The sequence below is a fragment of the Flavobacterium branchiophilum NBRC 15030 = ATCC 35035 genome (assembly GCF_002217205.1).
GTDB lineage: Bacteria > Bacteroidota > Bacteroidia > Flavobacteriales > Flavobacteriaceae > Flavobacterium > Flavobacterium branchiophilum.
Genome location: NZ_MUGT01000127.1, coordinates 11,060 through 24,962, shown reverse-complemented (window position 1 = coordinate 24,962; position 13,903 = coordinate 11,060). Strand labels below are relative to the sequence as shown.

The window sequence follows — 13,903 nt, the reverse complement described above, 5'->3', positions numbered from 1 at the left end:
GGGGGCTAGACCAGTAAAACTCTTTTTTTATCTAATTCGTTCATTTTGTTATATTTAATAGATTAATTAATTTCACGTACTAATTTTTTAGCTTGGATTGATAATTCAACAGGAATAGGTTTAGGTCTTATTTTAGTTAAGAAAAAAGAAAGTAATATCCCAAAATGTAAAAAAATCAAAATTGCAATAGTAAAACCATAACTAGGAGGATAAATTTTATTCAATTTAAACGGATTGTTTAATGGCAATTTGCCTGTTGGCAATTCGGATAATTCAATAGATGATTGATTTACAGGTAATGCTGCTAGTTTTTTATCAACTATATCCTTACTTTGCTTAACATATTCATTAAGGTTGGTATAGGATTTCATGATACTCATTCGCTTCCAATTTTGAAAAACTAAATTGTATTTTTCATTGTTTTTTGTCAACTCCTTTTCTAAATATTTTTTAGAGTTTTCAACCTTTAATTGATAGGGTTTTACAGAAGCATTAATCATGTATTGCGGTTTTCCTTCTTTAGCAAGATTTGATTCATAATCAGCTAAATCGGTTTTACTTCTTTGTTCATATTTTGCAACAAAATCAGTAACCAATTGTAATTTTTGTTGTGCTTCTTGTTGTACTTTTTCTTTAGCATTAAATTCTACATTCAAAAAATGCGACATTAAAATAAAACTCACCAAAGAAAGTAATAGAAAAAAACCAATGAAAAGAAAAGAAAAGTGTTTAAATTTTTGTCTTATAAGTGCTTCTTTGTTTTTTCGCATTAATTCTACTACGTAGTAATAAAGTGCTGCAATAAAAAAACTTATAAGCCCACTAAAAGCTAAATTTCCTTCTGTGATGTATAGGAGTGCTAAAAAGTTAGAGAAAAATAATACCAGCAGAAAAACGCCTGATACTATATCGACAAAGGTGTAATTTTCTTGTTTCATAAATTAAAAAGAGTTAATGTATAGTTGATTCATGTTGTTTGTGTTTTTGGTATTGGCAATTAAATATTTTTTTACCTCATCAAAAGAGGTATTTTTATTTTTAGATTTTAGTAGTGCTACCACTCCAGTAACAATAGGAGCTGCCATGCTAGTGCCTTCTAAAAATTCATATTGATTACCAGGTTTGGCACCTAAAATTTGTGTGCCAGGTGCATATAAAGTGGTTAATGTACCATAATTTGAAAAATTTGCTTTGTTATTATTACTATCAAATGCCCCTACTAAAATGGTGTTTTTTGATCTTTGAAAAGGATCTATTCCAGTATTGATATTACTATTACCGGCAGCTAAAACACAAATTGTATTGTTTTCGGATGCAAAAGTAAACAATTCATTCCAAAACTCTTCTTCATCTTTAGCAACTGAATTAATAATTTCTTTTTGTTCGTCATTTGATAAATTCAAATTTAAGGGAATGTTCATTCCTAAAGATAAATTAATAACATCGGCATTGTTTTTTATAGCAAACAAAATGCCGTCAATAATATATGAGTTTGACATTAATCCATTATTATCTTCCACTTTGATAGGCATAATTAAACAATTAGGGCAAATTCCCACAATTCCTTGATTGTTATTTCCATTTGAAGCAATTGTTGAAGCAACATGTGTGCCATGATTTTGATTGCTAGGTTTTACATCATCATTTTTGTAAATGCTGTTATAAGCAAGTTTTGTTTTACCTACTAATTCGGGGTGGCTTAAATCAAAACCATTATCAATAACTGCTACAATAATAGTGTTACTACCTGTAGTTTTATCCCAAATTTTTTGAATATTAATAGCATTAAAATACCAATTCACTTCATTTTTTTTGAGTAAAGGATCTGAGAATTTATTGAATGAGGAAAAAATTGTTTCGTCCCAAACTAATAATTTATAGGAATTCAGTTTGTTTTTTACCTCGTTTTTAAATGTGATTCTTTCTTCACTTGGAAGTTCTACTTGTAATCTATTGACAACACTATCAATATAAACAATTTTATAATCATCTGAAGAGTAACTTTTTTTCAAATCATGGGCCAATTTTGCAATAGACCCGTTTTTATCTTTAATAGCAATATTGACAATATTAGAGATTATTTGCTTGTTATTTGTAGAATCAATTACGATTTTATTTGTGTCAATAGGAATGATTTTGCCAATTTCTTCTGGTAAATAATCTTGTTTCCAATAATAGCTTTCTTGATATGCAATAGTATTTCTATTGCTTAATGAATTTTTAAAAAGCAGGTACCAGAAGAATATTGAAATAATTAAAGCTATTACTAAATAAATGTAATAATGAATTGGATATTTTTTTTTATACATAATTTTATTTTGGACAATTAACAATGTATTTCCATTCGGTATTGTTTTGTGGTGCTTTTACAATTACTATGCAAGAACTACTTTTGGCAGCATCAAAATCAAATTCTAAACTACCTTTTCCTTTAACAGTTCCTTTTGTAGAAGCTACTTCCTGATTGTTAAAATATACTATCATTTCGTCAGGAATACTATTCATGTCAAAATCAATGATTACTTTACCTGATTTGTTGCCTAAACTATGAATGGTTTCTGTTTCACCTTGACCACCTGATTTTACGGTTGCATCACAATCGATAATTTGTTTTTTTTGTTGGGTTGTATCTTGAATATATACCACAGAATCTTTTCTAATTGTGCCTCTACAATCTTCCAATTGTTTTTGTAAATCAAGAATTTGGTCTTTATTTGAAACGCAGATTGGTTGCCACATCAGCGCATAAATGAGTATTCCAAGTAAAAAGAAAAAAAGTAAATAATACAACCACCAATATTTATAAAAAAAATCTTTCATGGCTATAAAGTATTATATTTTATTGATTTGTATAAAAAAGTTAAAATGATTAATGCAGCTAAAATTAAAAGCAACCCCCAATAGTTTGATGCAAACCATTTCAAAAACTCAAAAAAAGAATATTTTTTTTCAAAAACTTCTTCAATAACCACTTCTTCATTGTCTTTTACAATATCTTCTATTATTTCTTGTTCTTCAATTTCTGTAACCTCATTTTTTGGATTACTATCATTTTCATGAGTTATATCTTCATTTTCTTTTATTGGATTAGATAATGGAATTTCTTCGTTATATAGTTTTTTTTCAGGTTCTTTTATTGATTGAATACTTGGTTTATAGTTGTTTCTATTCTCAAATTGCCATCCCCAAACAATACAAAATTCAATTCCGTTTGAAAAAATAATATTATTTTGATCATTGAAAACTTCTGTTAATATCTTAGCCCAATCTTTGTGGTTTTCGTCTTTAGCTTGCTTTAATAGTTCAATTTTTTGATTTACAACTTCAATAAAATTCCAATAATCGTTAACAATACTGTCATTATTTTCTATTTCTTCAATTGGTTTAAGATTTGGGAAAGGAGCGTAAAAATCGGTATCATTTGAATTACGAACAGGTTTTGCGATTTTGTTTTTATGATTTTTTCCGTTTTCAAAATTGATTGCTAAAAAATTGGCTATTTTTTCATATAAATTAAATAAATATTCTTTGTCATGCGACAAAGGTTTGAATTTTTCCGTTGGTATTTGATGAAATTTAATCATACATTAATTTGTTAAAACATTAATTTGTTGGAGCAACTTTTTTAATTCGTTATTAGAAACTTCATCATAATCTACAAAACCAGTATTTATTATAAGCGAAATTCTAAGCGTTTCAATCCATTTATTGAATTTTTCAAGAATTATTTGATTTACATTTAGTGCATCTTCAAATTGTTCAAATATTGATTTTATTGCTTCTAAATTTTTATTTTTAGGTTTATTGAAATACTTGAAATTATAGTCTAACTTTTCAATTTCATTAATTTCTTCTGTTTTATAAAAGTTTTTATCAAAATTAAAAACCATTTCATTAACAATCATGGTGAACAATTCGGAGAGAAATATTTCGATTCCCGAATTTATTTCAGTATCGGATGTAATATTATTTATTAAATGTTCCACTTTTAATTTCATATTTCTTTGCTGGAATAATTTGAAATAAAAGTCAATTAAAAAATGGAGACTTTCTTTAGAAATTCCATTATTTATAAAATAATGAAACTTTTCTAAATCATTTTTTTCTAAATCATTTCTCCAAAAATCAAATAAAATATCCGTATAATATTGAGCTCTTGTTTTGGAATTGACTTTTTTTACAAAGGCATTTTTATTTATATTGTGTGTTTCAAGAACATCAAGTACATCTTGATCAGAAGTTAGCCATAATTCTTTTTTTAATATAGCCATTGCCTGTTCTATATTTTCAGCTTTTTTTAATTCAGGAATTTGCATAATTAAAATATTAGACTCATCTAATTCTTTTGTATTTACAGCACCTAAATCAACATGAATGTTATTAATTAGGAAATTGTACACATCAACTGGGTTTACAGACAAACAAGCGATAAAATTATTAAATGAGTTAATATCTTTTATCAATAAAGGACTAAATGAGAAAAATAATTTGTTTACATTCTTATTGTTTTTATCTCTTAATTCCGAAAGGTCGTCTGTGTGCAAAAATTCATTTAAAACAGTTAAAGTTTCGTTTATAATTAAATCATGTTTGTTTTTATATCTATTAATTTTAGAAGCATTATTTGATACTTTATTTAAGTTTTGAATAATTAGATTAGTACCATCAGAATTGATATCGGTAGCACTTTTCCATGATTGCATTGGATCATTGAAGTGCTTCAATACAAATTCATGATTCAAAAAAGAATTTCCTAATTCTATAAAATAGTTTTTTCTTATATCGTTGAATTCTAGTTCTTTTCCATTTTGTTCAAAACCCAAATAGGTGTCGTTTGAATATTTAAAATCTCTTAAAAGATAAAAATTATTGAAAAAAGGAATTTTTATAGACCAGTCTTTATGCCAGTTTCGTGTTGAGGTAACAATTTCATTTTCGAAAAACGTATTGAAACGGGTATCCCATTTGTAATTTAATTTATTAGGAATTGCGTTGAAATTTTCATCGTTAGTGGTGTCAAATTTCAGTTGGTTGTTGAAAAAAGTGAAAATTACAAATAAAGGAGCAATTTCGGCATCATTTAGAGCGTTTTGTCTCTCATTTGGATTTTCGCCAATATTTCTAGTAATCCAATTATTTAGAAGTGCGGGTAATTCATTCACTTCTAATTTAATGTCATTAGTACAGAACAATAAATTATTCACATTAAAATCATCTGAATATTTGTTGAAAAGGTAGGATACTTTTCCACGAAGTAGCATTTCAGGGATTAAATCATCATTAATTTCATCAAATTCTAATGTTTTACGACTACGAGCTCCTGGGAAGTCTAATAAATCCGAATTTAATAAAAAAGGTTTGTTTTCTGCTAATTCACTCGGTATGTTAAAAACTAACTCTTCAATTAAAGCTGCAATAATTGAAACTTGTAATGTTCCAATTTCACCAGATTCATTTTTAAAGTTGGTAGTATTTGTGTCAGTGTATAATTGATTAATGCGTTTTACATCTAAAATTTGATTGCCTTCTTCTCTTAAAACTTCATTAAAACTCAGATAGATGTTTTTTGCAAAATTGATTTTGTTCAAACTTTGAATAAGCAAAGAAGCTAATTTAGAAATAGAACTATTTTTATTCCATAAAATTTCAAAAATTGCCACCCAATTTTCCTTAGATGCTTTTTCAATAAACATGGCAATTCTTTCAAAGAACCTTGTTTCATTTAAACTTTCAAAAACTAGAGAGTGTTTACTTAAATGGTTATTAAAATATTCTTTAATTTCAAAAATTTCAAATTCAGATAAAAAAGTTTGTACAGGATTGTTTCTAGTAATTTCTTCAAAATTAGCGATATGATTTTCTAATTCTTTTTTATCATACGTTTTGGTAATTTTCTTAGAATCCAAGAAATACGTATCTAATACAATTATTATAATATCTTTTGGAGTAAGCAATTTTACTCTAATGGGGAAATCAGAAAATTTTATGGTAGTGTCGATTGTAAAACGAGTTACTACACCAGTACTTTCAGCACCCGTTCCGGGAGGATTAATATCTCTTAAAAAGTCATATTTATCATTTCCGTTGTTTATGTAAAATGGGTTTTGAGATTCACTCAATAGATTTTTGATTAAATATGATTTTCCAACTTGACTAGCGCCATAGACAGCCATCACAGGTTTAGAATGGATGTTACTGTTTATTTTATTGAGTGTATTTACATTGTTTTTTAATTTCAAATTGACACTATTTTTTGTTTCATATTTGAGATTCGTATTTACCCAATTAATTGAATCAATCAGAGAAGCAATATTTTGATCTATTGCATTTTTTATGTTATCGATTTCTATATTAGAAAAGTTTTTCATATCCTTTGTGTCTATGTTTATAATTGAAATTTAGCTATTTAACATTTTAAGTTAAATTCACAAGTATCTAGCCAATACCCTCGTACATCATTTAATGTTTGAAATGAAAAGCTTAAATATTTAGTAGGTCTGTCATTTCCTTCTGCATCTTCTATGCTTTCTATTTTTACTATTTCCTTTGATTCATCAAAATCTCGAGTAATATTAATTTTTAAAGGTAGTGCTTGAATAAATTTGTTTTTTTCAATTGCTAATTGGTTACTATAAAAATCAAAATCTTTATTTGGATATTTGTTTTTTAAAGACTTTAGTATTTCCTCGTCATTAAATGATAAAGCATTCAAACTAGAAATAGGATAGTTTTTAGAATCAAATTTTGAATAACCAAAATACTCTGGAATACGATTAATGGTTATTGTATTGTCATTTTTTTTAGGCGAAAGAATTATTTCTTTGTTTTGAAAATTTTGTTTGCTAATAGTATCCGCATTGGATATAATATCTTTTTTAAGATTTTCAATGTCTAATTCAAAATCGTTAATTTTTTTTAATTTACCTCCCATAAGAGCAATAATAGCACCAACAGAAACGGTAGTTTTTGGATCTTTAATAAAACCTAACGAATCTGAAAAAGGGAACCAAGTTCCAATCCAAACCTTGTTAAGATTAATTACATTTTGAGGTGAACAAGCAAGGTATTTTAGAAATAAATCATTTAAACTATTAGAAGAACAAGGTTTGCCCGATAGTACCACATAATCACATTCAAATTGATTACTAATCATTGCAATTTGTTTTGCTAAACCATCAAAAACAGAATTTATTATTTGATTTACTTTTTTAGAACTGATATTCCACTTTATATCTAAAAAGTTAAAACCGAAATGAGTTTCAAAATAACTTATTAATTCCTTGTTTCTGAAAGGTTTACCAATTATTTCTTCAAATGTTAAAATATTGGAATTAGAAGTAGCATTTGCATTTTGAATATAATATGTTGCAATTGGAATAGCAATTTGAATAATGAAATTTTTTCTCATTAATTGTGCTTTCAATCCCATATTGTTAGAATCAGGACCAAAAAAGCTATTTAGTTTATCAGAAACATGCTCTATATTTAAAGATTTTGCATAATTTTCTAGCACTCCAACAGCACCCTTTTCCGATTCTATTAAACAATCGCCTTCAATGATAATTTGTTGTATAATTACTTTTAATAAATCATCTCCTGCCAATTTAAAACTATCCCAAAACAAAGGAGTTGGTTTCAATTTTATTTTTTCACCATTCGTTATGTTATATTTATTAATCATTAAATCAGTTGTTCCAGCACCTATATCAATGGAGGCAATAGTTATGTTCTCTTTTCCCTTTAATAAAAAATTATCAATAACATAACTGTGATTTTTTAGTTTATTAGTTACTAAACCATATAAAAAAACAAGCTGGCAACTGGTGGATTCATCATAGTTCCAATCTTTTCGATCTTCTTGTTGAGCAATATTTTTTTCTAAATCTTTGATGGTTGGAATAATTTCTGGTATTTCAAACCAAAATTTATTATCATCACTATCAAAATAAAATTTTACATAATTGTTTAATAAAACACATGCATCTTGAGCTGCTTTTCTTAATTGAATTTGTTCGTACTGAATCATTCCTGTTGGACAAGAAATCGTTATCCTTTTTAATGTTCGAGGCGTTGTTAAATTGCCGTGTTCTTCACGAAAAGCGTAAGAATTTATTTGAACATACGCATGAATAAGAATTTCTAAAAAAACAAATTTCATCAACGCATTTTTAGAAAATAAGGATTTTGACCCAAAAATTTCATTAGGATTTAGCAAATCTCCTTTTGTGTTTAATTGTTCTGAAATTCCTGGTAGATAAACTTTTTTGATAGTATTTGCTGAAAAAGGATAAAAATCCCATTCCATATCCGCTTGTTTCGTGTCCCATAAATATCGTTTCGGACTTGAATTATAAGCATGTATTTCATAACCATGATTCAAATTTAAAGAAGCTTCACTAATAATCTCTTGGGCTTCGTAACCAATTCGGACAAAGCTAGGAACAATAAATTTTTTATTATGATAATTAGAAGTATTTATTTTTCCAAAGTTAGATTCACAAAAAATAACGTTCATTGGAAAAGGATTGTTATACTCTAGCAAAGGATTGGAATAATTTTGTATGTTAAGTTTTTTTACTTTATTAAATAAAAAATTGGACTTATCTGTGTTTTCAAAAAGTAAAGCACAAGTTGATGAATTTCCTAAATCAACAACAAGATCCACTTCAATTTTTTTCGATTCGTCGGTGAAAATTTGAATTTCTGGAAGTTCTTTTTGTGCTGCAATCCAATTTATCAATAATAAATAATTCGCTAAATACTGGTTGTATGGTTTTTCAAGTTTTAATTCTTCGTTATTTCCATAATAAATTTCAGATAGATATTCATTTAACCAAATATTAGCAGGGTCGTAAACATAATTTCTAATATTTATATCATTAGAATTTAATTTGAAAATATTCTCTTCTGGATTTTTACTTAATTTAGGACTGGTTAAATCGTATTCGTTTTTTGCTGAAGTTGTATCAATAGCAAGAACAATATCTGCCTTGGTTATTTCCTCATTACAACTTATAAAAACTCTAACCCAATCTGTTGGGAATAGTAAATTTTTATTAATAGTATTTTCTTTAAAAAACGGTATTGGAATCCATTTGTTTTTGAAAGCTTTAATTGCTTTTTTTAAATTAGATGTTGAAAAGGGTTCTGAAATTTGTTTCAGTTCACCAATGTTAATATCTTCAATTAACTTGTTGTTGATTAAATATTCCTTCTCAATTAACTCTTGTTTAATTAAATAAATCTCATCACCATCAATATTATATTTTAATAAAGGATCATAAATGAATTTCAAGTTTTTACTATCAAATGGTTCGTGATAATACAATTTGGTTTTTTTATTTAATTCCATGTCTATGTCAATATTATATTTATAATATTGAATGCTAGTATTTGATATTAATGAGATTCTTTTCATTATATTTGTTTAAATTTAACTCTTTTAAAGTCAAGTGTTTTATTCAAGCCCAAAATTATAAAAAATAATGACTTTACCAAAAGCCAAGCTTTATTTCTTTTGAAAAAATAGCGTAAAAACAAAATTTTATTGTTCTATTTTCTTATATTATTTAGTCTGATTTTACATAAAATACAGATGTAAAAACAACAAACCACACTTGTATATCCAACAAAATACTTTTGGCTATTTTGGAGTTCCTTTTGGTACATACATCTTGTTATGTGGTTTGTATTAATGTTATTTCATCTTTTTTGTGTTTTGTTTCAAAAAAACAAGCAAATTGAGATGGTTTCATACAAAAATTTTATATTTTTGCATCATCAATTCGTCGTCGAATAGCGGGAACTATTTGAGGTTTTTAGACGTATTTATTGGCTCAACAAACGGGTTACTAGCTGGTTTTTTGAGCTTTTTTTTATGCTTTTTGGATAATTTTACTGCCTGTTTTTTTTATATTATTTTGTTTAAAACAATATATTCTTAATATTTTTTTACCTAAAAATCTTTGATTTTTCGTTTTTTTTGGTTTTAATTTTCAAAATCAGGGCTGTTTTTTCGTTTTTTTGTTGTAAAAACCTTTTTGTCATTTCGACCGTACCAAATTTTTGCTTCGACCGCACGAAATGAAGCTTTTTTTGCTGCCAAAAAGCCAAAAAAAAACCTCAAGTGCGGGAACACACTCGAGGTTTTTAGACGGCCATTTACTGGCTCAACAAACGGGCTACTAGCTGGTTTTTTTGAATTGTGCGGTTTTCAAAAACTGACGCAATTTTTTACCTGGACGTAACAAAATACGGCTTTTTTTGATGGCATTTGCCGTTACTTCGCCCGAAGTTACTTTGCCTTCGGAACTGATGCCCACTTGAAAATTGCCCAACCGGCCTAATTTTACAATACGACCTTCGCCCAACTCGCCAATGATGTTGTGTTCTAGCGAGGTTAAAACCGCTAAACAATCTGACTCTATAACGGTACATTGGTACGAAATAAGCGTTGCCAAACGCTCCAAATCTGTTTCGCCTGCTGCAATGGCAGTGGCATAAAATTTTTCCGGTGCAAGTAAATCTTGCGGGTTCTTCTTTGGAAGAACTTTAAAAGTAATGCTCATAAATAATTAGAGATTAAATTAATAATATTTAACAAGTTTTCTGTAACTTGATAGGACAAAATTACAAAATAGGAATTGTCAAAAAAAGATAAAGTTATTCACAATATGGTGTCTTTTTCAACAAAATGATGTGATATACAGAATTAAGAAACATAATTATAGCCATTTTTTATACGTTTACTAACGTTTTCAACATGGTGTTGTACACAAATTGTATTGAAGTTGTACCGTAATTGGAAGTTGGGTATTTTATTCTTTTTTAAAGATGAAATTGATACGAGATGTTTTTAACTAATAGCGAAAAACTCTCGATCTCCTTTTTATTTTTCATCAAGGCTTTTTAAAATTTTCTAATTGCTCTTATTATAGTATATATGCGACCCCAGCGGGGTCATATATTGGCTTGTATAAATTTGTAATCGGCTAGAAATATAGGAACCCTACGGGGTCGGTTTGAAACCTAAATTTCGCTTTTATTATTTATAGAAAATAAATAATAAGGTAACCCTAGATTAAAGTTTTTTTTAAATTTAAACGTCTTAATAATACCAGAATGGGTATTGCTTTGAATGTAACCATAATTCATTATCCTATTTTTTTTGCGGCCTCTCAAACCTTAATTCACCGTAAAATAAATTACAATAATAGTGCAAGCCAACGCCAAAGGTTAGGGCTTAAGGTATTAAAAATCAATATAGTAGATTGGTTTTTGTGGCATAGAACAAGAGGGGCATTGGTTCTAAAAATTGATATATCATTTTTTTTGCAATGAAGGGCGGGATTTATTTTTATAAATGTTTTTTAAATGTATCTGTTGAAAATATTTTTTTGATAAATTTTGAGTATCTTTGTCCCGTCTCAAAGGGGTGCTCTAAATTACGAGCTGAGATTATACCCAACGAACCTGAACAGGTAATGCTGTTAAGGGAAGAGCAAAAAAATATTTGGAGTGCACGCCAGATAACATTTTTTGCAAAAAATCAATAAATAGAAATCCAAAGAATAATGACCCCTTTTATTCGTAATTTTAATTTTTTACGAATGAAAACATTACATCGAAATCGGTTTTTTAAAACCAAAACCATTACAAACAAGCACAAACTCCTTTTTTGTGCCACATTTTTATTTTCAATAAACGTTTTTTCTCAAAATCCAGACAGTACAAAGGTTCGGGAGCTTAATGAAGTTTTGGTTAGTGCCACAAGAATCAATGCCAAAACGCCCATGAGTTTTAGCAACATGAATCAAAAAGACATCGAAAGGCAAAATTTAGGTCAGGACATTCCTATTTTATTGCAAATGTTGCCTTCTGTAGTTACCACATCTGATGCGGGCAACGGATTTGGATACACCGGGATGAGAGTGAGGGGGAGCGATGCCAGCAGAGTCAATGTTACCCTAAACGGTATTCCTTATAACGATAGCGAAAGTCAGGGTACTTTTTTTGTAAACCTTCCAGATTTTGCCTCGTCTTTGCAAAGCATTCAGTTGCAGCGTGGGGCAGGGTCTTCTACCAATGGCAGTGGTGCCTTTGGGGCAAGTTTGAACCTACTTACAGAAAATGCTTCAAAAGAAAGCAAAGGCGAAATTTCAAATGCCTTTGGGAGTTTCAATTCCCGAAAAAGCACCGTCAAATGGACTACGGGATTGATAGACCATCGTTTTGAAATTTCGGGTCGTTTGTCAAATTTGTATTCAGATGGGTATATCGACAGGGCTTCGTCCAAACTCAAATCTTATTTTTTGCAAGCCCATTATGTTGGCAAAACAACACATATTAAGGCCCTTTCTTTTGGTGGATCCGAAAAAACGTATCAGGCTTGGTACGGACTAGACGAAGCCACCTTGCATAGCCATCGGACTTTTAATTATGCGGGTATGTATGTTGATGCCAATGGCAATACCCAATTTTATGACAACCAAACAGACAATTACCAGCAGGATCATTATCAATTACATTGGAACGAAAAATGGCATGCTCATTGGAATACCAACTTGGCTTTTCATTATACCAAAGGCAAAGGATATTATGAAGAGTACCAACAAAATCAAAATTTTTCGGATTATGGCCTGCAACCTGTTGTTATTGGGAATCAAACCCTCAATCAAACCGATTTAATCAGACAAAAATGGCTTGATAATGATTTTTATGGGACTACTTTTTCTGTTAATTACCAAAAAAACAATACTGCTATCATACTAGGATCGGCACTCAATCAGTACAAAGGCAGCCATTTTGGCAAAATCATTTGGGCACAATATGCTTCAAACAGCACACCAAATGTACCATATTACAATTATTTTGGCAATAAAAATGAAGCCAACTTTTTTGTAAAAATCAATGCCAATATCAATACTAAATGGGCTTATTACCTTGATTTACAACACCGATCACTGCAATATGAAGCCATTGGCGTTTTGAACGACAAAGTAAACGAATCTTATAGTTTTTGGAATCCAAAAGCAGGTTTGACTTTTAATTGGAACAAACACCATCAATTTTATTTGTCTTATGCAAAGGCTCAAAAAGAACCCAACAGAACAGACTTTGAAAACGGCACACCCAAACCCGAAAAATTACATGATTTTGAACTAGGATGGCGTTTTGAAAAAGGTCAAACGCAATGCAACTTCAATAGTTTTTATATGCTATACCAAGACCAATTGGTACTTACAGGAGCTCTGGACAATGTAGGAAACCCAATTCGTACCAATGTTGGTAAAAGTTACCGATTGGGAGTCGAAATGGATGCTCAGTTTTGGATGCACTCCAAATGGCATTGGAACACAAACCTCACGTGGTCTGCCAATAGAAACCTCGATTTTGTAACCACAAACCATTTGGGTATTACTACCATTGGCAAAACAAATATTGCTTTTTCGCCCAAAATTATTTTTGGAAATGCCCTAACATTTGTACCTCAAAAAAGTTTTCAATTGGTTTGGTTGTCCAAATTTGTAGGAACTCAATATTTGTCTAACGAAAACGACCCTAATGCTATGTTGAAAGATTATTTTGTACATGATTTGATGGCCAATTATGAAATAAAACCTAAAAACATTTTCAAATCGATACAGTTTTTATTGAAAGTTAATAATATTTTCAATGTCCAATACGTTTCAAACGGTGCCGATTATGGGGGGGGCTATGTATATTATTTTCCGCAAGCCGGCAGTAACTTTCTTTTGGGATTGAATTTAAAATTTTAAATGATCATTTAGTTAATTAAAAATGGCCCATAATGGCATTGGCATCAACTGATGTAGCCAAAAATCAAAAATTATTTTTATAATACCAAATATATTTATAAAATAATCCAAAGAGGCGTAGTTAT

General features: G+C 29.0%; 8 protein-coding genes. 1 reads left to right on the top strand and 7 read right to left on the bottom strand.

Annotated elements, in window-relative coordinates; all coding sequences use genetic code 11:
- Positions 1-62: 62 nt before the first annotated feature.
- From B0A58_RS12915 to B0A58_RS12880, 7 genes are all read right to left on the bottom strand, one after another.
- Positions 63-938 (bottom strand): hypothetical protein, encoded by an 876-nt coding sequence (locus B0A58_RS12915; protein WP_089081401.1) that lies wholly within the window; start codon positions 936-938, stop codon positions 63-65.
- 3 nt (positions 939-941) lie between these two features.
- On the bottom strand, positions 942-2,309 hold the full coding sequence (locus B0A58_RS12910) for a S8 family peptidase (RefSeq protein WP_133063139.1): 1,368 nt from the start codon (positions 2,307-2,309) through the stop codon (positions 942-944).
- A gap of 4 nt (positions 2,310-2,313) precedes the next feature.
- Positions 2,314-2,820: a hypothetical protein gene (locus tag B0A58_RS12905; RefSeq protein WP_089081399.1), complete on the bottom strand. Its 507-nt coding sequence runs from the start codon at positions 2,818-2,820 to the stop codon at positions 2,314-2,316.
- Positions 2,821-2,822: 2 nt separating this feature from the next.
- On the bottom strand, positions 2,823-3,584 hold the full coding sequence (locus tag B0A58_RS12900; protein WP_089081398.1) for a hypothetical protein: 762 nt from the start codon (positions 3,582-3,584) through the stop codon (positions 2,823-2,825).
- 3 nt (positions 3,585-3,587) lie between these two features.
- Positions 3,588-6,368: a virulence factor SrfC family protein gene (locus tag B0A58_RS12895; RefSeq protein ID WP_089081397.1), complete on the bottom strand. Its 2,781-nt coding sequence runs from the start codon at positions 6,366-6,368 to the stop codon at positions 3,588-3,590.
- Positions 6,369-6,406: 38 nt separating this feature from the next.
- The gene (locus B0A58_RS12890) at positions 6,407-9,418 is read right to left on the bottom strand and encodes a virulence factor SrfB (protein ID WP_089081396.1); all 3,012 of its coding nucleotides are present in this window, start codon (positions 9,416-9,418) and stop codon (positions 6,407-6,409) included.
- Between the two features lie 766 nt (positions 9,419-10,184).
- Positions 10,185-10,568: an HU family DNA-binding protein gene (locus B0A58_RS12880; protein WP_089081394.1), complete on the bottom strand. Its 384-nt coding sequence runs from the start codon at positions 10,566-10,568 to the stop codon at positions 10,185-10,187.
- 1,041 nt (positions 10,569-11,609) lie between these two features.
- Between B0A58_RS12880 and B0A58_RS12870 the strand changes: the two genes are divergently transcribed.
- On the top strand, positions 11,610-13,778 hold the full coding sequence (locus tag B0A58_RS12870; RefSeq protein ID WP_089081402.1) for a TonB-dependent receptor: 2,169 nt from the start codon (positions 11,610-11,612) through the stop codon (positions 13,776-13,778).
- Positions 13,779-13,903: the final 125 nt, after the last annotated feature.